This is a genomic window from Metabacillus flavus (genome assembly GCF_018283675.1).
GTDB classification, from domain to species: Bacteria; Bacillota; Bacilli; order Bacillales; family Bacillaceae; genus Metabacillus_B; species Metabacillus_B flavus.
In genome coordinates, this window is the sequence record NZ_JAGVRK010000001.1 from 325,673 (window position 1) to 349,802 (window position 24,130).

Sequence of the window (24,130 nt, forward strand, 5' to 3'; positions counted from 1 at the left end):
AAATTTCGATAGTTTATGATGAAATTTTGATAGTTTATGATGAATTTTCCACATTTATGATGAATTTCAGTAGTGTAAGACCCTCTCCATCATTGTATTGGAAAAAAGAAGCGGAACGTGAGAAAATGAAGAAAGAGAAACACCTGTTTGCCTGCAGCACTTGGGTAAATGAATAAAGGATAAGGGGAGAATCACATTGATCGTCATTTTGGCGGAAAAGCCCGATCAGGGCAAGCTGCTCGCTGCTCCTTTTCCATCAGTGAAGAAAGACGGCTGCATTGAAGTAAAGCCGTGCGGGCAATTTCCGAAAGGCGCCGTTATCACGTGGGCTATTGGACATTTAGTCGATTTAAAGAATCCCGATGAATATGATCAAACATGGAAAAAATGGTCGCTTGAGACATTGCCGATCATTCCGGAAAAATTCGAATACAAAATATCGAAAGACAAGGCAAAGCAATTCAGGATCGTCCGATCGATGCTGAAGGAAGCCTCTGAAATTATTATCGGCACAGATGCGGCGCGAGAGGGCGAAAACATTGCCCGTCTCCTCATCATGATGTCCGGTGCCGCCCATAAACCGATGAAACGGCTTTGGCTTTCTTCCTATACAGAAAATGCGGTAAAAAACGGTTTTTCCAACCTGAAAGAGGGGAGAGAAAGCGAACCGCTTTTCTATGAAGCGCAGGCAAGGCAAATCGGTGATTGGCTTGTAGGAATTAATGCGAGCCGCCTCTACACCCTTCTTCTTCAGCAAAAAGGAGTAAGAGAGAATTTCAGTGTAGGCCGGGTTCAGACTCCAGTGCTGAAGCTGATCTATGACCGGCAGAAGGAAATTGAACAATTCAAATCAGAGCCATTCTTTGAGCTGGAAGGCGAATTCACCGTAAAGAACGGCACCTATAAGGGGAAAATTCCAAAGAAATTTAAATCCGAAGAGGACATGCAAAAGGAAATACGTCCTGATATCACACCGGACACGAATGAATATCAAGCCGCCGTTAAAGACATTTCCGTCCAGGAAAAGCGGATCAAGCCGCCGAAGCTTCATAGCCTTTCGACCCTGCAGGCAAGCCTGAACAGACGGACGAAAATGAGCCCGACCACTGTTTTGAAAACGGTCCAAAAGCTATATGAAAAGGGGTTTGTTTCGTACCCTCGGACAGATAGCCAATACATCACAGAAGAAGAATTTTCTTATTTAAAAGGGAATCTGGAAGGCTATAAAACTACCTTTTCCTTATCGTTTGCACCCAAGTCCCTATACCCATCCAAAAGATACGTAGATTCGAGCAAGGTGAAAGATCACTATGCCATCATTCCGACAGAAAAGCTTGTATCCCCCGCTAAATTCGCTGCTTTTTCCCCCCAGGAAAAAACAGTGTACGAAGAGGTCGTAAAAAGCATGCTCAAAATGTTTTTGGACGACCATGTGTATGACGAAACCGTCATCACCACTTCAATCGGGAAAAACGATTTTCTGACGAAGGGGAAGACCGTCAAAATAAACGGCTGGAAAAACCTCGAGGGGAAAGAACCCAAAAATGAGGAAGAGCAGCGGCTGCCTGCGGTTCAGGAAGGGGAAGCGGCAAGGGCTGTTCTCGCTGTGAAGAACGGCATGACCGAGCCTCCGAAGCCGTACACGCTCGGCCAGCTGATTACACTAATGAAAACGGCCGGAAAATATATCGAAGACAAGGAAATGAAGGAAGCGCTGAATGCTGCCGAAGGGCTTGGGACGGAAGCGACAAGAGCAGGGATCATCGATACCCTGATCCTGCGTGAGTTTATAGAAGTAAACAAAAACAGTGTGTTTGTCACCCAAAAAGGGAGTATATTGTGCGATGCAGTGGAGGGGACGATTCTCTCAAAACCGGAAATGACCGCGAAATGGGAGACCTTTTTAAAAGGGATTGGTGCCGGTCAGAAGTCCAGGGAAGTGTTCATCGAAAATGCAGGGAAGCTGTGCTTTGCCCTGATGGAGCAGGCTAAAACGGATGTGGGCCGTCTTTCTGTTGAAGACCGGATTGTGCCTGCTCAGCATGATGGAGCCATTTGCCGATGCCCGGCCTGCAAGGAAGGGGATATTATGGACAGGCGGACTTTTTACGGCTGTTCCGCCTACCTGAACGGCTGCAAGCAAGCTTTTAATAAAAAAATCTTAAATAAAACGATCAGTCCCGCCCAGATTAAATTATTGTGCGAAAAAGGGAAAACAAGAAAAATCAAAGGGTTTAAAGGCAAGAAAAATCCGTTTGATGCTTATCTCGTTTTAAATAACGGAAAAATTGAGTTTTCATTTAAGTAATCTCTTAAAATACTGTATCAAATGAACGAGGACGGACGATGCTTTTGCACGGCCGTCTTTGTATTGGAAAAAAGAGATGGAACGTGCGAAAATAGGAAATAAGACAAGTTCTTTTAAAAAACCGCTTTTAATTGTCGAAATATTTAGAGATAATTATAGGACTTAAGCACGGATGAATTGTATGTATTTCCCACCCCGTTTTTAGATAGACTTTGCAGGGTTTCAAAAGCCGGTTTCGAATATAGTATTCATTTGATGCTGTCATCTCTTACTTAGGAGGAAACTATGGAATATTTGGAGACGATTCAACCTCAGCTTGGAAGAGTAGTAGAAAATATCGAGAAGGTCATGGCAGGCAAACGGGAGGCTGCCGTTTTATGTTTAACTGCACTGCTGGCGAAAGGCCATGTGCTTTTGGAGGATGTTCCGGGAGTCGGCAAAACGATGCTCGTAAGATCGCTTGCCAAATCGGTTAGTGCTGACTTTAAACGGATTCAATTCACTCCGGATTTACTGCCTTCTGATGTGACAGGCATTTCTATATATAACCCTCAAAAAATGGAGTTTGAATACCGTCCCGGCCCGATTATGGGAAATATCGTTCTGGCGGATGAAATTAACCGGACCTCGCCAAAAACCCAATCGTCTCTTCTGGAAGGCATGGAGGAAGGGAATGTCACGATTGACGGGCAGACGATGTCCCTCGACAAGCCTTTTTTCGTCCTTGCTACACAGAATCCTATTGAATATGAAGGAACGTACCCGCTTCCGGAAGCACAGCTGGACCGCTTCCTATTTAAAATTAAAATGGGCTATCCGACTCCGCAGGAAGAGCTTCTTGTTCTGAACCGTGCGGACGGGGAAGTGCCGATTGCCCAAATCGAACCGGTTATAACGAAGATTGAGCTCATTCAGCTGCAGAGTGAAATGGAAAAGGTTTATATGGATGAAACCGTGAAGCGCTACATCATTGAGATCGTCACGAAAACCCGTAATCATCCATCTGTTTATCTTGGGGCAAGTCCAAGGGGTTCAGTAGCCCTGATGAGAGCATCTAAAGCATATGCTTTCCTTGCCGGTAGAGATTACGTGATTCCTGATGATGTTCAGTATTTGGCTCCATTTGCCCTGCCTCACCGCATGATTTTAAAATCAGAAGCCCGCTATGATGGACAGTCTGCCGCAGACCTTGTCCATGAGATTATCAGCCGCACCCCTGTGCCGGTGAAGAGGTCCATGACCCCTTGAAGGACATCCTGAGAAGCTTAAAATCGATCTGGAAACTCATTCTGCTGCTGCTATTGACGGCGCTTGCCTTTTGCTATGCGATGTTTCAAGGCGGCTTCGTCAGCTGGTTTCTTTTTTACGCATTTCTGCCTTTTGCCGTTTATTCCATCCTCCTTGCTGTTTATCCGCTTCAAACCTTTCGAGCGGCAAGAACGCTTAGCAAGGATCAGTTTTCTGCGGGCGAAATTCTTAAAGGGGAGATTACGCTCGAAAGACCATTTCCCTTTCCGCTTATCTATATAATCGCTGAGGAATGCCTGCCATCGGGTCTGAAGCAGACCGCTGCTGATCAGCCGGCAAGAAAGTTGTTTTTCCTGGGATTTCGCCGCAAATCGGTTTTTACGTATACGGTTCAATCCATGAAGCGCGGAGAGCATCATTTTTCCCGTATCCGCATTAAAACCGGTGATCTTCTCGGTTTATTTGAAAAAGAGGTCACGATTAAGACGGATAAAACCATTCTCGTCTACCCAACTGCCTTTTCAATGGGCTACAGGCATTCAAAGCCCCAGTATGAGCAAGGTGCAAGCGCTTCCTCTCAGCGCTATATAAAAGACACTACGATGGCATCCGGCATCCGCGAATATCAGCCGGGTGACCGGATGGCGTGGATTGACTGGAAGGCAACAGCAAAAAGAGATTCGTTTATGACAAAGGAATTTGAACAGACCCGCACACATGATGCGGTGCTGATTATGGATCAGCAAGCGTCTGATTCATTTGAACCGATGGTTACCTTTACGGCCTCTCTGGCAAAAGCCGTTATTAAAACAGGGGCTCCGCTTGGATTCATTTTGCTGGGAACTGAATTGGATACAACACCCGTTCAGTCCGGAGAAAAACAGCTTCAAACGATTTTCCGCAAGCTTGCGAGGGTAAATCCTGAACCAAGCTCCGCCTCTTTTTCAATATGGGAGGAGCGGATGACGAGCCAGGGGGGCTATCGTTCCTCCAATCTGTTTATCGTTTCCGTTCTTACGATGGAGCTCGTCAGGAAGCTTGAGCACCGGGCAAGCTACAGCGACCTCAAGCTTTATTTCATTCGGAAAAAGAATCAGCTCCTTACCCAGGAGGAAGAGGTTTTGCTCGACCGCTTGAACAAGCGGGGCATAGCTGCTGAAGCTGTATCGGAAGGTATCTTTAATCAAGCCTTGAAAGAGGTGAAGGGCTTATGAAAGTTTTAACCTTGCCAAAAGGAGACTTTTTTTCGAAAATAACGGCCCTCCTTTATTATTTGTTTGCTTTCTTTTTGCTGTGGGAATGGCTTGTTCCTTTGGACATTTATACAGATACCGGTTCGACCTGGATTTTCGTCCTCTTTATCGCCCTTAATTTTCTCCTATCGTATTTAAGGGTAACGTGGATGATTACCATCCCGCTTCAGCTCGGCTTCCTCGCCATCGCGCTTGAGCAGCTTTTTTACAAAGAAATGCCGCTCTTTGAGGGATTCCGAAGCTTCGCTCGTGAATTTGTTTACAATGCTGGTCTTATTCCTGCCTCATCCTGGATGGAAATGACCTCACCGTTCAGGACTTTCCTTTTTTTCGTCCTGCTGTGGCTGCTCGTCTATTTGCTCAATTACTGGATCATTGTACAAAAGCGCATCCTGTTCTTCTTTGTGACGACCCTAATCTATGTCACGATTTTGGATACATTTACGGAGTATGACGCATCTTCGGCTGTCATCCGGATCGTAATCGCCGGGTTTTTCCTGCTAGGCATGCTCAACTTTGACCGCCTGAAAGGAATGGAGCAGCTAACAGTAAAGAAGTATACGCGTTTGAAATGGACCATGCTGCTCTTAATTTTTGTGGCGGTTTCCATTGTTTCCGGGATGGCCTCACCAAAAGCCGCTCCCCAGTGGCAGGATCCTGTGCCTTTCTTGACGGCCTATGGCTCTCTTGATGAGGCAATAAACGGATCAGGCATGAAGAAAATCGGATATGGAACGAATGATGAAAGTTTGGGCGGAGCGTTTATGCAGGATGACACCCCCGTCCTGACTGCTGCAGCAAACAGGCGCCATTACTGGAGAGTGGAAACGAAGGATGTCTATTCCGGGAAAGGATGGACAACCTCTCAAAGAGAGAAGGAACTCCAGTCTATGGAAAAGGATAGCATCGGCCTTACCTGGTCTGAAGAGGGAACAAAAAGGGAGAGCCTTACGGCGAGGGTCGATATTGCCCGTCAATACAAGTACAGCCACGTAATCTATCCGCTGGGCCTCATTGAATATGTTTCGGATGAAGCAAAGGGGCTACTCGTTAATGTGAACACGGAGCAGATTACCCCATTCGGTGTGCCGGAAGGGGAAAGAATCGATTCCTACGAAGTGAAGTACAATTATCCAAGCTATGACATTCCCCTGCTAAAAGAGGTAAAGAGCACAGAGAATGTGCCGCAGGACATAATGAACCGTTATACACAGCTTCCTGAAATGCCTCAGCGTGTTCTGGATTTAGCAAGGGAGCTCACAGCAAATGAAGAAAATCTTTATGATAAAGCGAAAGCAATCGAACGCCATTTAAACGGTTCGGACTTTTCCTATAATACGCAGGAGGTTGGGGTGCCGTCAGAGGACCAGGATTATGTGGATCAATTCCTGTTTGAAACGATGCAGGGCTATTGTGATAATTTCTCAACCTCGATGACCGTTCTTCTCAGGGCTTCCGGCATCCCGGCAAGATGGGTGAAGGGATATACCGAGGGAGATTATAAGGGAATGGATACGGAAGGCTCCGGCCGGATCTATGAAGTGACCAATAATAACGCTCACTCTTGGGTTGAAGTTTATTTTCCGGGTGCTGGATGGGTACCGTTTGAACCGACAAAGGGGTTTACAAACCCGTACAGCTTTACGGAGAATACCGAATCAAGCACACAGCAGCAGCCTGTCCCTGAGACGCAGCAGAAGCAGCCGAAGCCGGAAAAACCGGAGGATGCGCAAGCACTGGAACAGCCTAAACAATCTAAACAAACGTTTGATTGGAGCAAGTTCAGTATCGGCAGCACTGGTTTCTATGCAGTAATCGGTGGAGTTTTGCTGCTTGCAGCAGTTCTATATTTGACAAGAAAAAAATGGCTAACATTCATTATGCTGGCAAGATTTAAAAACCGAAGCGATGACGAGGTGTTTTTCTCAGCCTATCCTGCCCTGCTCAAACAGCTGGAAAGGTTTGGGTTGAAAAGGCAGGATGGAGAAACGCTCAGAGAATTTGCCAAATCGGTGGACTACTCGCTCAGCTCCCATGACATGCTCCATATTACAAAGGGCTATGAGAAAGCACTGTACAAAAGAGATGATGCAAAAGCGGAGTGGGATAAAATAGCGGAATTGTGGGAAAATTTAATTAAAAGAACATCATCTTGACCGGATTCTATCTGATTGTTAGAATGGGGAAAATTAAACGATTTGCACCTTCATATATCCTCGATAATATGGTTCGAGAGTCTCTACCGGATTACCTTAAATGATCTGACTATGAAGGCAGAATACAGTCTGTAAAAAGCTGGAATTCTGCCTTCTTATATTTTTATATGGAGGCAAGTTTCAGCTTTTTTTGCTTTTCAAATAGACGAAGAAGAGGTGCTGTTATGACAATATCAATTCAAGACCAGGAAATGATTCTCGTACTGGATTTTGGAAGCCAGTATAACCAGCTGATCACGAGAAGAATCCGTGAAATCGGTGTATACAGCGAACTTCATCCTCATACGCTTACAGCGGACATGATTAAGAAAATCAATCCGAAAGGGATTATTTTATCAGGCGGTCCGAACAGCGTTTATGGCGAGAATGCATTCCGCTGTGACGAACGGATTTTTGACCTTGGCATCCCTGTACTTGGTATTTGCTACGGTATGCAGCTGATGACGCATTACCTTGGCGGACGAGTTGAAGCAGCCGGACATAGAGAATACGGAAAAGCCCGGATTAAGGTTCAGGACTCTCCGGCCCTGTTCACGCAACTGCCTGAAGAACAAACGGTTTGGATGAGTCACGGGGATCTTGTTGCCGAGATTCCGCCGCAGTTTAAAGTGGACGCAGTCAGCCCATCCTGCCCATTCGCTGCAATGAGCAATGAAGAACGCCGTCTATATGGAGTGCAGTTCCACCCTGAAGTACGCCACTCTGAATTTGGAAATGATCTTCTTAAAAACTTTGTACATGAGATTTGCCAGTGCCACGATGAGTGGACAATGGAAAACTTTATTGAAATCGAAACGCAGAAAATCCGTGAGCAAGTAGGAAACAAAAACGTATTGTGCGCATTGAGCGGCGGTGTGGATTCATCTGTTGTAGCGGTATTGATCCATAAAGCCATCGGCGATCAGCTGACATGTATATTCGTTGATCACGGACTGCTTCGCAAGGATGAAGCAGAGGGGGTCATGAAAACCTTCAGCGAAGGCTTTAATATGAACGTAATTAAAGTCGATGCAAAGGAGCGCTTTATGGACAAGCTTAAGGGAGTTTCCGATCCTGAGCAAAAACGTAAAATTATCGGAAATGAGTTTATTTACGTGTTCGATGATGAAGCAACTAAACTGCAGGGCATTGAATTCCTTGCACAAGGAACCCTTTATACGGATATTATCGAGAGTGGTACAGCAACAGCCCAAACGATTAAATCCCATCATAACGTCGGCGGACTTCCAGAAGATATGCAATTCAAGCTGATCGAACCTTTGAACACCCTGTTTAAAGACGAAGTCCGTGCCCTTGGAAGCGAAATGGGCATTCCGGATGAAATCGTCTGGCGCCAGCCGTTCCCTGGACCCGGACTTGGAATCCGCGTGCTTGGTGAGATTACGGAAGAAAAACTGGAAATTGTCCGCGAATCCGATGCCATCCTGCGTGAAGAAGTCGCGAAAGCCGATCTTGAACGCGAAATCTGGCAGTATTTCACGGTTCTTCCTGATATCCGCAGCGTAGGAGTTATGGGTGACGCAAGAACGTATGACTACACAATTGGAATCCGCGCGGTAACATCAATTGATGGTATGACATCTGACTGGGCAAGAATCCCTTGGGATGTGCTTGAAGTCATCTCAACAAGAATTGTAAATGAAGTCAGCCACGTGAACCGAGTTGTGTACGATATTACGAGCAAACCGCCTGCAACAATCGAGTGGGAGTAGATACACGAACGAAAACGAACATTTTTTATTAAATGTTCGTTTTTTTCTATTGATTTTGTCGAATCATGCTGATAGAATGTTCATATAAGTGAATAGGTAATACGTCGTATAATATTGGGGATATGGCCCGAGAGTTTCTACCAAGCTACCTTAAATGGCTTGACTACGGCGATAGGACGGATGCGTATTTTGCGCATTCATTGTATCGTAAACGGTCAAGCGCTTTCTGTATTTATACAGAGGCGCTTTTTGTTTGAACTTATCCTTTCTTTTACACTCTCAATATATGCGGCGGATTCCTTATTAATAGGAGGAACCACAAGATGAAAAAGTATTTTCAGTTCGAAGAGCTCGGAACGAATTATCGTAAAGAGATCATCGGCGGATTAACCACCTTCCTTTCCATGGCGTACATTCTATTCGTCAACCCAAATACCCTTTCTCTAAGCACGGTCCCAGATCTTCCTGCAAGCATGAGAATGGATCCGGGCGCGGTCTTTACGGCAACGGCCCTGGCTGCTGCGGTAGGAACATTGCTAATGGGACTGCTCGCCCGCTATCCAGTTGCACTAGCGCCGGGTATGGGTTTGAACGCATTTTTTGCATTTTCAGTTGTTTTAACGATGGGGATTCCTTGGCAAACAGCTTTGTCAGGCGTATTTGTATCAGGTATCTTCTTCACCCTTTTAACCCTCTCAGGACTTCGCGAGAAAATCATTAATGCGATACCGGCAGAACTGAAATTTGCGGTCGGAGCCGGAATTGGTCTTTTCATCACTTTTGTTGGTTTTCAAAGTGCAGGGATCATTGTCAATAACGATGCCGTCCTTGTCGGACTTGGTAATTTCCATGACGGAAAAACTCTGCTGGCTGTTTTTGGAATCATCATTACGGTCATGCTGCTTGTGAAAAAAGTAAACGGCGGAATCTTTTTCGGAATGCTGATTACAGCCGTTGTGGGAATGGCAACAGGACTCATCGATCTTCCGGCAAAAGTGGTTGGTGCGGCTCCGAGCCTTGAACCTACTTTCGGTGCAGCCATCACACACTTGGATCAAATCTTTACCCTGCAAATGCTTGTTGTCATCCTTACCTTCCTGTTTGTCGATTTCTTTGATACTGCCGGCACGCTTGTGGCGGTTTCCCACCAGGCGGGATTGACAAAGGATAACAAACTGCCTCGTGCAGGAAAAGCGCTCTTCGCTGATGCGGGAGCCACGACGATTGGAGCAATCCTTGGTACTTCAACAACCACTTCTTATATCGAATCATCCGCTGGAGTAGCAGCGGGAGCACGAACAGGATTTGCTTCGGTCGTAACAGCCGCTCTATTCCTGTTAGCCCTGTTCTTCTCGCCGCTGCTCTCAGTCATTACAGCATCCGTTACAGCCCCGGCGTTAATCATCGTCGGTGTACTGATGGTCTCCTCCCTTGGAGAAATCGACTGGAAGCGATTCGAAATCGCGGTTCCATCCTTCCTGACCATCATTGCCATGCCGCTTAGCTACAGCATCGCAACGGGAATTGCCATGGGCTTCATCTTCTACCCGATCACCATGATCATGAGCGGAAGAAGAAAAGAAATCCATCCGGTCATGTATGGACTGTTTGTCATCTTTGTTCTGTATTTTGTTTTCCTCGCGAATCATTAATGTGAAAAACCGGAGCCTTAAATAAGGGGCTCCGGTTTTTTTTATCTTTTCTCAAGGTATTCTTTTTTGAGAGGGACTTTGACTTTGAACTCCTCCAGCGTTACAGGCGGTGGTGATACTTCAAACTGTAAGTCTTTGCTGTAGGACGTTTTGAATTTAGCCATGTGCTTCCTGCTGCTGTCAGCAGATTTCAAAGTTTGATCATCTAGCCATTCAACCACTTTCCCATCCTTTACTTTTAGCAATTTGAAAAAGTATTTTCTTAGTTGGGGGTCATCGCCTTTTACCTCATAATGAATCCACACTTCATTCTTTTTCTGTTCAACCTTCGTAACCGTAATGCCGCCTTCTTTGTTTTGTGGCATATAGAGCGGAAGGTTTTCGGTAATGCTTTTCTTCACATTTTTATTTGATTTAGGGTAATAGGACGTTTTGGATTGTACCGTGACATATTCCGGGATGCGCTGCATCGGCTTGAAGACCGCGATGGTATTTTCGTTTATCTTGCCGTCTTTCCGTTCGCGGTCTGAATGTTCAAAGTTCTTGATTTCAAGAGGATTGCCCTTATCGTCAAACATTCGGTAACTCGTACGGGCATCGTGGTTTTCCTTTCCCATCCAGATGGATCTGCGGGTGGAAAGCTGAATGCCGGTTGGTGCAAATACAATTTCTTTTATGGAAAATTCGGCTTCTTTCTTCACTGTTATGTTAGGGGAATAGCGGTATTCAGTTCCTTTTTTCTCCACCGGGAATGAAAATGCCCATTTTCCCATTATTTCTTTTGGGAACCCTTTATCGCTCTCATTTCTTACGAATACAGACTTTGATTTAACCTCGAGTGTAATTTTTTCAGGCATTTTCTTCTTAAATTCAATTGTTTCGAAATGAAGGTTTTTCGGTGCATCCTTTGGCATACCCATTATATCTCCGCCCAGGATATGTTTATGCTGCATGTCCTCTCCGTTTGCAGTGAAGGTAAAATTTGTCTGGATTTGGTCATATTCTTTCCCTTTGTAATCCACTTCATAGTACATGGAAATACGAGGGCCGTCATAAAGCACTTCTTTAATCGTAATTTTAATGCCTTTGTCCTCTGCTGCCTGATTAATAATCTGCGGTTTATTTTTTTGGACAGCTGACTTCAGTTCCGTGCTTCCGTATTGGGAAGAAAGAGAACCTAAAGCTGGAAAGGCTGAAATAATGTCTTCTTTTATCGGTGTTTGCACGGTTACCAGGAGGGCAATTAACCCAACGGCTGCTGGAGTCAGGACATAGGCCATAGCCTTTTTGATTCTCGAGGGGCGTTCTTTTGCAGGCTGCTGCTGCCTGATTTTTTCAAATACCATATTCCGGTCCTGCTTGCTGAACCTCAGCTGCTGTTTTTCATGATCAGTAAGGTAGTCTTTTTTGTTAAATGAATCATTCATATCCAAGGGCCTCCTTTTGAAGAAGAGGCGTCAATTTGTCTTTAGCTCTTCGAAGTCTCGTCCGGACTGACGCCTCCGGTATTTTTAGCACTTCTGCTATCTCTTTAGTAGTGAGATCCTGATAGTACATCATAATGATGACTTCTCTGTATTTAACGGGCAGCTTTTCGAGAATCTGCCGAATGGCCGTGGCCTGTTCTTTTTGTTCGAATCGTTGGGCAGGGTTAGCCCCTTTATCTGCGTTTTCCTTCACTGCTCAAGTCAGCACCAGCCTTTTGTAGGCAGAGCTTTTCAAGTAATCCTTGCATTTATTGATCGTAATTCGGTAGAGCCATGTTTTCATATTTGAGTTGCCTTCGAATGTATCCAGGTGAGTATAGGCTGAAACAAACGTATTTTGAACCAAATCCTTTGCTGTCTCTATGTTTTTTACATAGGAATAGGCTAGGTAAGACAATTCATCCGCGTACAGATCCATCAGTTCATGAAGGACCTCTTCTTTATCTAAGGAACGGGTTTCTTTTAATTTGCCGGCGTTCATTGGTTGCCCCCTTTCAAAACTTAGACGACGAGGTTTGTGAGTACCGTTCACTTTTTATGAAAAAGAAAACAGCTGCCGTGGTGATCCGGGCAGCTGTCCGTTTTAGACATTCCCTTTTAGCTGTAAAATTCCTGCAAGGCTAAAAGCGAATTGCTCCATATTTTTCGGCCCGTCTGTCAATGCTTGCTCGAGGGGAATTGCCCCCGGTGAGATTGAAAAGAGGGAGGTAAATCCGTTTTCTAAGAGGATATCCGCATTGTTCCCAAGTGTACCGGCAATTCCGATGACGGGGATGTTTTGTTTAAGAGCTCTTTTTGCCGCACCCATCGGTGTTTTTCCATGCAGGGTTTGTCCGTCTATTTTTCCTTCACCGGTGATCAGTAAATCGGCTCCTGCAATTAGGCGGTCAAAATGAATCGCATCAAGAACGAGATCAATTCCTTTCTCGAGCTTTGCATTTAGAAAAGCCATTAGTCCGGCGCCAAGACCTCCGGCTGCACCGGATCCTGCGCAATCTCTCACTTCTTTTCCTAAATCTCTTTTTATAATAGAAGAAAGATGGAGAAGGTTCTGATCCAGTTCCTTCACCATTGCTGGTGTGGCGCCTTTTTGCGGACCGAATACAGCGGAAGCGCCTTTTACTCCTGTAAGGGGATTGTCCACATCGCAAGCGGCGATGAATTCGATATCCTTTAGTTCGGGAAGCAGACCGCTCATATCAATAGAAGAAAGCTCGTTTAATCCCCCGCCTCCAGGCTGGATCTGAGTGCCTGAGGAGGTAAGCAAACGAACCCCCAATGCTTCCGCCATCCCTGCTCCGCCGTCGTTTGTAGCGCTGCCCCCGATACCGAGGATAATCTTGATCACGCCCTTAAAGGCCGCATCCCTGATTAATTCGCCTGTTCCCTTAGTTGTGGTGAGCAGAGGATTTCTTTTAGCGGGAGGCACAAGGTGAAGACCTGATGCTTCCGCCATTTCAATCACTGCCGTTTTACCTCCGTCAATTATTCCGTAGACCGCTTCCACCGGAGTTGAAAGGGGGCCGGTTACCGTTTTATGAATCAAAACACCGTTAGAAGAATGGACCATCGCCTGGACCATTCCTTCTCCGCCATCTGCAATAGGGATCTGCGTAACATATGCTTCCGGCCATCTACTCTTAAATCCTTTAGAAAAAGCTTTTGCTGCTTCGGATGCAGTCATGCTTTCTTTAAATGAGTCTGGGGCGATGACGATTTTCATACAGGATCATCCTTTCTGGAAAACGTAAACACAAATAAGAGCGGAGAGGATCGTGAGCGTAAGGCGAGCGAGTGTTTCACAAAGAATCAGATTTATATGTTCCTTGGTACTTACATATACACTCCAATCTGCGTCAATCGAGTCTCCCAATAAAGATATTTAGACAAATAGAATCATCGTTTCATAGGTGGGAATAATCTCCACTGTAAGGATCAGCAGGAGAGAACTGCATTAACAAATCTCAGTATTGAAATAGAAGAAAGCTCAAATTAGAATGATCCATAATTTCCTCTTATAGCTATCTATAACTTTTTAAACATTCTAACATATTCCATAAAACAGTATAATGAAGACAAATATGTTAGAAGATGGAGGACGTTATGGAACCGATCATGAATGCGTTTATGAATATCCCGACCACCTGTATATCAGATTGTATGAATGGTCTCAACAATATGCATCCGGCGATCAAGCCTCTTGAAGAAAGCTATAAGATGGCAGGAAGGGCGCTGACCGTGAAGATTCCTGTCGGGGATAACCTGGTGCTTCTCAAAGCAATCCGCGAAGCCAAGCCTGGGGATGTGCTCGTCATCGATACAAAGGGAGACCAATATCGGGCCATTGCCGGCGATTTCGTTATTGGCATGGCGCAAACTCTCGGCGTACATGCTTTCGTGGTCGACGGTAGCATCCGGGACATTGTTGACATCAAAAAGCTGAATTTTCCTGTGTTCGCAAGAGGCGCAGCCGTCGCATCGAGCGCAAAAGTCGGGGCCGGGGAGGTCAATGTTTCGATTTCCTGTGGCGGAACAGCTGTGAATCCTGGCGATATAATCGTTGGCGATGCAAATGGAGTTGTCGTCATCCCCAGGCTTTAGAGCAAGAAACCCTCGAAAAAGCACTGGTGAAAATGAAAAAAGATGAGAAAAGAGAAAAAGAAGTGTCTGGGAATGCAGAGGCGATTAAGGAGTATATAGATCAAATGCTTTTGAAATAAGCAGGGCGGTGAAGCTGATGGAGCTTGCCTTGACTCGCGGAACAAGGAGAATTCAGAAGCTCTGTTACCTTATAAATGCGATTCGTCTATATCTTAAGTGATGCTCAGCAGCAGGTTGTTAAGGGGAAAAGAAGCGCGCCTGTTTTCTTTATGGATGAAGGCCAGAGTTATTATAGAGAAAAAACTTAAAGAATATGATTGACTCTATGAAAATATCATGGTAAAGTTTAATTCTTGCCTCATCAAAGGGAACACATTGATTAATAAAACTTTTGAAAAAGTTGTTGACGTGAAACTTGAGACGTGGTAGAGTAATAAAGTTGCTTCTAAACGAAGCGGACAACAAAATGATCTTTGAAAACTAAACAAATCGAAGTGCCAACGTTAATTCAAGAGCAACAAACAAGAGCTAGTCAAACTACTTTTTGGAGAGTTTGATCCTGGCTCAGGACGAACGCTGGCGGCGTGCCTAATACATGCAAGTCGAGCGGACCTCTTCGGAGGTCAGCGGCGGACGGGTGAGTAACACGTGGGCAACCTGCCTGTAAGACTGGGATAACTCCGGGAAACCGGAGCTAATACCGGATAACTTTTCGAACCGCATGGTTCGAAGATAAAAGACGGTTATGCTGTCACTTACAGATGGGCCCGCGGCGCATTAGCTAGTTGGTGAGGTAATGGCTCACCAAGGCGACGATGCGTAGCCGACCTGAGAGGGTGATCGGCCACACTGGGACTGAGACACGGCCCAGACTCCTACGGGAGGCAGCAGTAGGGAATCTTCCGCAATGGACGAAAGTCTGACGGAGCAACGCCGCGTGAGTGATGAAGGTTTTCGGATCGTAAAGCTCTGTTGTTAGGGAAGAACAAGTGCGGGAGTCACTGCCCGCGCCTTGACGGTACCTAACCAGAAAGCCACGGCTAACTACGTGCCAGCAGCCGCGGTAATACGTAGGTGGCAAGCGTTGTCCGGAATTATTGGGCGTAAAGCGCGCGCAGGCGGTCTTTTAAGTCTGATGTGAAAGCCCCCGGCTCAACCGGGGAGGGTCATTGGAAACTGGAGGACTTGAGTACAGAAGAGGAGAGTGGAATTCCACGTGTAGCGGTGAAATGCGTAGAGATGTGGAGGAACACCAGTGGCGAAGGCGACTCTCTGGTCTGTAACTGACGCTGAGGCGCGAAAGCGTGGGGAGCGAACAGGATTAGATACCCTGGTAGTCCACGCCGTAAACGATGAGTGCTAAGTGTTAGAGGGTTTCCGCCCTTTAGTGCTGCAGCTAACGCATTAAGCACTCCGCCTGGGGAGTACGGTCGCAAGACTGAAACTCAAAGGAATTGACGGGGGCCCGCACAAGCGGTGGAGCATGTGGTTTAATTCGAAGCAACGCGAAGAACCTTACCAGGTCTTGACATCCTCTGCCACTTTTAGAGATAGAAGGTTCCCCTTCGGGGGACAGAGTGACAGGTGGTGCATGGTTGTCGTCAGCTCGTGTCGTGAGATGTTGGGTTAAGTCCCGCAACGAGCGCAACCCTTGATCTTAGTTGCCAGCATTCAGTTGGGCACTCTAAGGTGACTGCCGGTGACAAACCGGAGGAAGGTGGGGATGACGTCAAATCATCATGCCCCTTATGACCTGGGCTACACACGTGCTACAATGGATGGTACAAAGGGCTGCAAAACCGCGAGGTTAAGCGAATCCCATAAAACCATTCTCAGTTCGGATTGCAGGCTGCAACTCGCCTGCATGAAGCCGGAATCGCTAGTAATCGCGGATCAGCATGCCGCGGTGAATACGTTCCCGGGCCTTGTACACACCGCCCGTCACACCACGAGAGTTTGCAACACCCGAAGTCGGTGGGGTAACCCGTAAGGGAGCCAGCCGCCTAAGGTGGGGCAGATGATTGGGGTGAAGTCGTAACAAGGTAGCCGTATCGGAAGGTGCGGCTGGATCACCTCCTTTCTAAGGAAGAATTATCAGCACCCATGTGGTGCACAATTAACGGACGCACTTCGATTTTGTTTAGTTTTGAGAGATCATTCTCTCTATAAACTTGTTCTTTGAAAACTAGATAACGATATGAATGTCAAACATTCACACGAGTAAGCAAGTAACCTTACGATTTTCTTCTGCGCTTGCGTATGAAGAGAACATCAAGTCTGAAAACATCTGTTTTCAGCTCTAACGAAGATAACTTCCGTTATCAGGTTAAGTTAGAAAGGGCGCACGGTGGATGCCTTGGCACTAGGAGCCGATGAAGGACGGTACGAACACCGATATGCTTCGGGGAGCTGTAAGTAAGCGTTGATCCGGAGATTTCCGAATGGGGAAACCCGCTGCTCGTAATGGAGCAGCATCCTGATCTGAATACATAGGATCTGGAAGGCAGACCCGGGGAACTGAAACATCTAAGTACCCGGAGGAAGAGAAAGCAATAGCGATTCCCTGAGTAGCGGCGAGCGAAACGGGATTAGCCCAAACCAGAAGGCTTGCCTTCTGGGGTTGTAGGACACTCAACACGGAGTTACAAAGGAACGGGGTAGAAGAAGCGGTCTGGAAAGGCCCGCCAAAGAAGGTAACAGCCCTGTAGTCGAAACTTCGTTCCCTCCTGAGTGGATCCTGAGTACGGCGGGACACGAGAAATCCCGTCGGAAGCAGGGAGGACCATCTCCCAAGGCTAAATACTCCCTAGTGACCGATAGTGAACCAGTACCGTGAGGGAAAGGTGAAAAGCACCCCGGAAGGGGAGTGAAACAGATCCTGAAACCGTGTGCCTACAAGTAGTCAGAGCCCGTTAACGGGTGATGGCGTGCCTTTTGTAGAATGAACCGGCGAGTTACGATTACGTGCAAGGTTAAGTTGAAAAGACGGAGCCGCAGCGAAAGCGAGTCTGAATAGGGCGATTGAGTACGTGGTCGTAGACCCGAAACCAGGTGATCTACCCATGTCCAGGGTGAAGTTCAGGTAACACTGAATGGAGGCCCGAACCCACGCACGTTGAAAAGTGCGGGGATGAGGTGTGGGTAGCGGAGAAATTCCAATCGAACCTGGAGATAGCTGGTTCTCTCCGAAATAGCTTTAGGGCTAGCCTCATAGTAAGAGTCTTGGAGGTAGAGCACTGATTGGACTAGGGGCCCTCATCGGGTTACCGAATTCAGTCAAACTCCGAATGCCAAAGACTTATCTATGGGAGTCAGACTGCGAGTGATAAGATCCGTAGTCGAAAGGGAAACAGCCCAGACCACCAGCTAAGGTCCCCAAGTATCCGTTAAGTGGAAAAGGATGTGGGGTTGCTTAGACAACCAGGATGTTGGCTTAGAAGCAGCCACCATTTAAAGAGTGCGTAATAGCTCACTGGTCGAGTGACCCTGCGCCGAAAATGTACCGGGGCTAAACGGATCACCGAAGCTGTGGACTGTTCTTACGAACAGTGGTAGGAGAGCGTTCTAAGGGCTGAGAAGCCAGACCGGAAGGACTGGTGGAGCGCTTAGAAGTGAGAATGCCGGTATGAGTAGCGAAAGAGGGGTGAGAATCCCCTCCACCGAATGCCTAAGGTTTCCTGAGGAAGGCTCGTCCGCTCAGGGTTAGTCGGGACCTAAGCCGAGGCCGAAAGGCGTAGGCGATGGACAACAGGTTGAGATTCCTGTACCACCTCTTTTCCGTTTGAGCAATGGAGGGACGCAGGAGGATAGGGTAAGCGCGCTGTTGGATATGCGCGTCCAAGCAGGTAGGCTCAAGGGATAGGCAAATCCGTCCCTTGGTTAAGGCTGAGCTGTGATGGCGAGGGAAATTAAGTACCGAAGTTCCTGATTCCACACTGCCTAGAAAAGCTTCTAGCGAGGAAAATGGTGCCCGTACCGCAAACCGACACAGGTAGGCGAGGAGAGAATCCTAAGGTGATCGAGAGAACTCTCGTTAAGGAACTCGGCAAAATGACCCCGTAACTTCGGGAGAAGGGGTGCTCTTTAGGGTGAATAGCCTTGAAGAGCCGCAGTGAATAGGCCCAGGCGACTGTTTAGCAAAAACACAGGTCTCTGCGAAGCCGCAAGGCGAAGTATAGGGGCTGACGCCTGCCCGGTGCTGGAAGGTTAAGAGGAGAGGTTAGCGCAAGCGAAGCTTTGAATTGAAGCCCCAGTAAACGGCGGCCGTAACTATAACGGTCCTAAGGTAGCGAAATTCCTTGTCGGGTAAGTTCCGACCCGCACGAAAGGCGTAACGATCTGGGCACTGTCTCAACGAGAGACTCGGTGAAATTATAGTACCTGTGAAGATGCAGGTTACCCGCGACAGGACGGAAAGACCCCGTGGAGCTTTACTGCAGCCTGATATTGAATTTTGGCACAGCTTGTACAGGATAGGTAGGAGCCTTGGAAACCGGAGCGCCAGCTTCGGTGGAGGCATTGGTGGGATACTACCCTGGCTGTGTTGAACTTCTAACCCGCGGCCCTGATCGGGCCGGGAGACAGTGTCAGGCGGGCAGTTTGACTGGGGCGGTCGCCTCCTAAAATGTAACGGAGGCGCCCAAAGGTTCCCTCAGAATGGTTGGAAATCATTCGCAGAGTGTAAAGGCACAAGGGAGCTTGACTGCGAGACCTACAAGTCGAGCAGGGACGAAAGTCGGGCTTAGTGATCCGGTGGTTCCGCATGGAAGGGCCATCGCTCAACGGATAAAAGCTACCCCGGGGATAACAGGCTTATCTCCCCCAAGAGTCCACATCGACGGGGAGGTTTGGCACCTCGATGTCGGCTCATCGCATCCTGGGGCTGTAGTCGGTCCCAAGGGTTGGGCTGTTCGCCCATTAAAGCGGTACGCGAGCTGGGTTCAGAACGTCGTGAGACAGTTCGGTCCCTATCCGTCGCGGGCGCAGGAAATTTGAGAGGAGCTGTCCTTAGTACGAGAGGACCGGGATGGACGCACCGCTGGTGTACCAGTTGTCTTGCCAAAGGCATCGCTGGGTAGCTATGTGCGGACGGGATAAGTGCTGAAAGCATCTAAGCATGAAGCCCCCCTCAAGATGAGATTTCCCATCGCAAGAGTAAGACCCCTGGAAGATGACCAGGTTGATAGGTTCGAGGTGGAAGCGTGGTGACACGTGCAGCTGACGAATACTAATCGGTCGAGGACTTAACCTTTATTCAAGTAAGGCTGCTTCACTCGTGCAGCACATCGTTATCTAGTTTTGAAAGAGCAATCTTTCAACATATATCTGGTAATTATGGCAGAGAGGTCACACCCGTTCCCATACCGAACACGGAAGTTAAGCTCTTTAGCGCCGATGGTAGTTGGGGGTTTCCCCCTGTGAGAGTAGGACGTTGCCAGGTACACGAAAAAAGGCTTGCCCCTTAGGGGGTGAGCTTTTTTGTTTGGATTTGGGGTAGAGGGATACGCTTGGGTTTGAGGGAGAAAAAAGATTGCCGCAGTGTGTTCTCAGGATACGCTTTGGGTGGGGGAAGCCACGAAGATTAGTAGATACTCATTCGGAACAGCCTCTGATGGGATATATCAATATGGAGGAAGGATAAATTCCCCACCTGGTAAGTGTGTTAATCAAGATAGCGGAGTTTGTTTTGGAGCATGGGGAGCTGAATTTTATGCAGCAGAGGTGTGCAAGAATCACCATGGACTTTTGTTTTAGATCATTTAAAAATAATTAAAAGCACAATGTCAAAATGAAAAGCTAAGTGATCTATTACCTCACCTAGCTTTTTTTGTAATGTTTTATATTTGGTGTAAGGTATTATGATCTTCTGTCTTTTATGCGAGGTTATCTAAAAATTGACTGGCGTCGCTGTTGAATTTCCACATTACGCCGAACTTGTCTATTAGCATGCCAAAACTAGATGACCATGGTACAGAAGAGATAGGCATAATAATGGTTCCGTCTGCAGAGAGGTTATTAAAGTACATTTTATTCGTTTCCTGGTCTCCATCAATCACGCTAATGATAATATTTGTTCCATTTGTTACTTCACCTGTTACAGCTTGCATAGAAGGCAGTACGTCAGAAATCATTAAGATGTTTTCTGAAAACTCTAGGCGGGATTCCATAATCATGTCTTGTTCTGCTAACGAAAGTGGTGCAGATGGATCTTGAGGAAGTGCACCAAAGCTCACCTTTTTAACTGTTCCTTGTAATGCTGTTTCATAAAATTCTAACGCTTCTTGTGCATTTCCATTAAATTGAAGATACGCGATTGCTTTCATAATTTTCTGCCTCCTTATTGTTATGTAAGTAGTATAATAGACGATAGGTGACAGGAGTATGTCGTATATAGGAGCGAGTTATGCAAAAAATTGAAAGGCTTATTTCAATAGTTATGATTTTATTACAAAAAGAGATTGTTTCGGCTTCCGAACTTACCCGTTTCTTCAATGTAACTAAACGTACAATTCAACGTGATATGGAATCATTAAGCTATGCAAATATCCCGATATATGCAAAACATGGTCGTGAGGGCGGATATGCACTTATGCAGGAATACAAATTTGATAAGCGGTTACTGAGTCACAAAGACATTGAAAATATAATGATTGCTTTAGATGGATTCGAACAGCTGACAACGAATGAAAACATTCAATTGACGATACAGAAAATTAGAGGGATGAGCCTTGCAGAATTATCACCTAAACTGCACTTAACTTTTAATGATTGGTTAGGAAGAAGCGAATTAAATAAGGAAATGTCATTTGTCATTCAAGCGATTGAAAACCATTGGTTAATTGAGTTTGATTATGTAGATCAAAAAGGAAATATAACGCATAGAATCGTCGAGCCTTATAAGTTACAGCTAAATGAAATGCATTGGTACTTGATTGGGTTTAGTTTAGAACGTGAAGGTTATCGAACATTCAAATTAACAAGAATAACAGATTTAGAGAAGAAAGGCTCTTTTATCCCCAGGTCTGAGCAGGAAATCACCTATGAAAAGGAAAAAGAAAAACGAACCACTGTAAAACCTGCGATGACTAATGTGCAATTAAAAATTGATATTAGTGTTAGAGACCAATTTATTGAAAGGTATGGAAGACAATCTGTTGTAAAAATAACTAAAAGGACGTACATGGCAAATATAGAATTACCAGAAAATCAATTTGCTTATCAGTTTCTCTCTGGATTCGGTAAAAAAGTAAAGATCATTGAACCAAAAGGTTATATTGATCAATATCTGAAATTCTTAAAAGAAGCAATAAATCTCTACAAGTAAGCAACAATAAAACAATAGTCTTGCAGCCATCTTGGTCATAAGTTGTTTTTTAATGGAGGACAGGGCAATTCTCAAACGTAATCTCTCCTTGTAAAGCCGCAATGTATGCGTGGAATACTCCGTTTTATTGTCCAAATTTCAAGTTAAAGGTATCTGTTCATAACAGTCGGCAATGATGAAACAATAATTCACTTTGTGGAGTGAGTAATACTAATTCTTTTTCAGTGAGAAAATTCAGCTTCAAATGTTTATCAGAAAATCTTTCTAAATAGAAGATCAATAGGAGACACTATTTCATTTGAGAAAATGTCATATGAGTGAATGAAAAAGCTAATGTATGAAAGCGAATGGCCTTTCCTGAAGTGATTTTTCCTTCTCTTTAACCTAGAAGTATGTAATGCCAGGAAAGCTCAAGGTGTTTTCCTATACATCCTTTCTCTTTATTACCGAGAGTGTAAACTGCTGTGAGCATTGGGATAATGCTGTAGTTTAGAAGGAGAAATAAAACTTTATGAATCTGTTATTAAAAAGTTGTTGACCATGTTTATTCAAGGTGGTATATTATTAAAGTCGCTTCTGAACGAAGCCGATAACGCCGGCAACGGCGACGTAAAATAAAAGAAAAAAATGTTGACTCAAGCTTCCTTAAATGATATATTAGTAAAGTCGCTTCTGAGGAAACGAACGAAACAAAATGATCTTTGAAAACTAAACAAATCGAAGTGCCAACGTTAATTCAAGAGCAACAAACAAGAGCTAGTCAAACTACTTTTTGGAGAGTTTGATCCTGGCTCAGGACGAACGCTGGCGGCGTGCCTAATACATGCAAGTCGAGCGGACCTCTTCGGAGGTCAGCGGCGGACGGGTGAGTAACACGTGGGCAACCTGCCTGTAAGACTGGGATAACTCCGGGAAACCGGAGCTAATACCGGATAACTTTTCGAACCGCATGGTTCGAAGATAAAAGACGGTTATGCTGTCACTTACAGATGGGCCCGCGGCGCATTAGCTAGTTGGTGAGGTAATGGCTCACCAAGGCGACGATGCGTAGCCGACCTGAGAGGGTGATCGGCCACACTGGGACTGAGACACGGCCCAGACTCCTACGGGAGGCAGCAGTAGGGAATCTTCCGCAATGGACGAAAGTCTGACGGAGCAACGCCGCGTGAGTGATGAAGGTTTTCGGATCGTAAAGCTCTGTTGTTAGGGAAGAACAAGTGCGGGAGTCACTGCCCGCGCCTTGACGGTACCTAACCAGAAAGCCACGGCTAACTACGTGCCAGCAGCCGCGGTAATACGTAGGTGGCAAGCGTTGTCCGGAATTATTGGGCGTAAAGCGCGCGCAGGCGGTCTTTTAAGTCTGATGTGAAAGCCCCCGGCTCAACCGGGGAGGGTCATTGGAAACTGGAGGACTTGAGTACAGAAGAGGAGAGTGGAATTCCACGTGTAGCGGTGAAATGCGTAGAGATGTGGAGGAACACCAGTGGCGAAGGCGACTCTCTGGTCTGTAACTGACGCTGAGGCGCGAAAGCGTGGGGAGCGAACAGGATTAGATACCCTGGTAGTCCACGCCGTAAACGATGAGTGCTAAGTGTTAGAGGGTTTCCGCCCTTTAGTGCTGCAGCTAACGCATTAAGCACTCCGCCTGGGGAGTACGGTCGCAAGACTGAAACTCAAAGGAATTGACGGGGGCCCGCACAAGCGGTGGAGCATGTGGTTTAATTCGAAGCAACGCGAAGAACCTTACCAGGTCTTGACATCCTCTGCCACTTCTAGAGATAGAAGGTTCCCCTTCGGGGGACAGAGTGACAGGTGGTGCATGGTTGTCGTCAGCTCGTGTCGTGAGATGTTGGGTTAAGTCCCGCAACGAGCGCAACCCTTGATCTTAGTTGCCAGCATTCAGTTGGGCACTCTAAGGTGACTGCCGGTGACAAACCGGAGGAAGGTGGGGATGACGTCAAATCATCATGCCCCTTATGACCTGGGCTACACACGTGCTACAATGGATGGTACAAAGGGCTGCAAAACCGCGAGGTTAAGCGAATCCCATAAAACCATTCTCAGTTCGGATTGCAGGCTGCAACTCGCCTGCATGAAGCCGGAATCGCTAGTAATCGCGGATCAGCATGCCGCGGTGAATACGTTCCCGGGCCTTGTACACACCGCCCGTCACACCACGAGAGTTTGCAACACCCGAAGTCGGTGGGGTAACCCGTAAGGGAGCCAGCCGCCTAAGGTGGGGCAGATGATTGGGGTGAAGTCGTAACAAGGTAGCCGTATCGGAAGGTGCGGCTGGATCACCTCCTTTCTAAGGAAGAATTATCAGCAC

General features: G+C 46.4%; 10 protein-coding genes, 4 rRNA genes, 2 pseudogenes and 2 riboswitches. Of the genes and pseudogenes, 12 read left to right on the forward strand and 4 right to left on the reverse strand.

Annotated features, from left to right (window positions below; genetic code table 11):
• Window positions 1-196 precede the first annotated feature (196 nt).
• The 6 genes from J9317_RS01845 to J9317_RS01870 all read left to right on the forward strand — a co-directional run bounded on the left by J9317_RS01845 (window position 197) and on the right by J9317_RS01870 (window position 10,389).
• A complete protein-coding gene (locus tag J9317_RS01845; protein ID WP_211556023.1) occupies window positions 197-2,308 on the forward strand; it encodes a type IA DNA topoisomerase in 2,112 nt (703 codons plus the stop codon).
• A 285-nt stretch (window positions 2,309-2,593) separates the two neighbouring features.
• Entirely contained in the window at window positions 2,594-3,556 is a 963-nt protein-coding gene (locus J9317_RS01850; protein WP_211556025.1) for an AAA family ATPase, read from the forward strand.
• Window positions 3,553-4,770, forward strand: a complete 1,218-nt coding sequence (locus tag J9317_RS01855) for a DUF58 domain-containing protein (RefSeq protein ID WP_211556027.1) — start codon at window positions 3,553-3,555, stop codon at window positions 4,768-4,770. The genes J9317_RS01850 and J9317_RS01855 overlap by 4 nt, the downstream gene beginning before the upstream one ends.
• Window positions 4,767-6,965 (forward strand): DUF4129 domain-containing transglutaminase family protein, encoded by a 2,199-nt coding sequence (locus J9317_RS01860; protein WP_211556029.1) that lies wholly within the window; start codon window positions 4,767-4,769, stop codon window positions 6,963-6,965. Before J9317_RS01855 ends, J9317_RS01860 begins: the two co-directional genes overlap by 4 nt.
• Window positions 6,966-6,995: 30 nt before the next feature.
• Window positions 6,996-7,097: riboswitch (purine riboswitch) on the forward strand.
• Between the two features lie 92 nt (window positions 7,098-7,189).
• On the forward strand, window positions 7,190-8,737 hold the full coding sequence (guaA, locus tag J9317_RS01865; RefSeq protein WP_211556031.1) for a glutamine-hydrolyzing GMP synthase: 1,548 nt from the start codon (window positions 7,190-7,192) through the stop codon (window positions 8,735-8,737).
• Between the two features lie 84 nt (window positions 8,738-8,821).
• A riboswitch (purine riboswitch) is annotated at window positions 8,822-8,923 on the forward strand.
• 137 nt (window positions 8,924-9,060) lie between these two features.
• Window positions 9,061-10,389 (forward strand): NCS2 family permease, encoded by a 1,329-nt coding sequence (locus tag J9317_RS01870; RefSeq protein ID WP_211556032.1) that lies wholly within the window; start codon window positions 9,061-9,063, stop codon window positions 10,387-10,389.
• A gap of 41 nt (window positions 10,390-10,430) precedes the next feature.
• Here J9317_RS01870 and J9317_RS01875 read toward each other — a convergent pair whose 3' ends face one another.
• The 3 genes and pseudogenes from J9317_RS01875 to J9317_RS01890 all read right to left on the reverse strand — a co-directional run bounded on the left by J9317_RS01875 (window position 10,431) and on the right by J9317_RS01890 (window position 13,599).
• Window positions 10,431-11,816, reverse strand: coding sequence for a DUF4179 domain-containing protein (locus J9317_RS01875; RefSeq protein ID WP_211556035.1), 1,386 nt, complete (start codon window positions 11,814-11,816; stop codon window positions 10,431-10,433).
• Window positions 11,809-12,357, reverse strand: a pseudogene (locus J9317_RS20470) (sigma-70 family RNA polymerase sigma factor). The gene J9317_RS01875 and the pseudogene J9317_RS20470 overlap by 8 nt, the downstream one beginning before the upstream one ends.
• A gap of 102 nt (window positions 12,358-12,459) precedes the next feature.
• Entirely contained in the window at window positions 12,460-13,599 is a 1,140-nt protein-coding gene (locus J9317_RS01890; RefSeq protein WP_211556041.1) for a glycerate kinase, read from the reverse strand.
• 380 nt (window positions 13,600-13,979) lie between these two features.
• On the opposite strand from J9317_RS01890, the pseudogene J9317_RS01895 reads away from it, so the two are divergent.
• From J9317_RS01895 to rrf, 4 genes and pseudogenes are all read left to right on the forward strand, one after another.
• Window positions 13,980-14,596 (forward strand): annotated as a pseudogene (locus J9317_RS01895) (RraA family protein).
• A gap of 422 nt (window positions 14,597-15,018) precedes the next feature.
• Window positions 15,019-16,557, forward strand: a 16S ribosomal RNA gene (locus J9317_RS01900).
• A 244-nt stretch (window positions 16,558-16,801) separates the two neighbouring features.
• Window positions 16,802-19,728 (forward strand): 23S ribosomal RNA (locus J9317_RS01905).
• 73 nt (window positions 19,729-19,801) lie between these two features.
• Window positions 19,802-19,917: ribosomal RNA gene (rrf, locus tag J9317_RS01910) — 5S ribosomal RNA — on the forward strand.
• Together the 16S, 23S and 5S rRNA genes form the textbook arrangement of a ribosomal RNA operon.
• A gap of 433 nt (window positions 19,918-20,350) precedes the next feature.
• On the opposite strand, the gene J9317_RS01915 is transcribed toward rrf, so the two are convergent.
• Window positions 20,351-20,800 (reverse strand): VOC family protein, encoded by a 450-nt coding sequence (locus J9317_RS01915; protein WP_211556043.1) that lies wholly within the window; start codon window positions 20,798-20,800, stop codon window positions 20,351-20,353.
• An 80-nt stretch (window positions 20,801-20,880) separates the two neighbouring features.
• Between J9317_RS01915 and J9317_RS01920 the strand changes: the two genes are divergently transcribed.
• Window positions 20,881-21,801 carry a helix-turn-helix transcriptional regulator gene (locus tag J9317_RS01920; protein ID WP_211556045.1) on the forward strand — a complete coding sequence of 307 codons (921 nt, stop codon included), beginning with the start codon at window positions 20,881-20,883 and terminating at the stop codon, window positions 21,799-21,801.
• A gap of 769 nt (window positions 21,802-22,570) precedes the next feature.
• A 16S ribosomal RNA gene (locus J9317_RS01925) occupies window positions 22,571-24,109 on the forward strand.
• Window positions 24,110-24,130 lie beyond the last annotated feature (21 nt).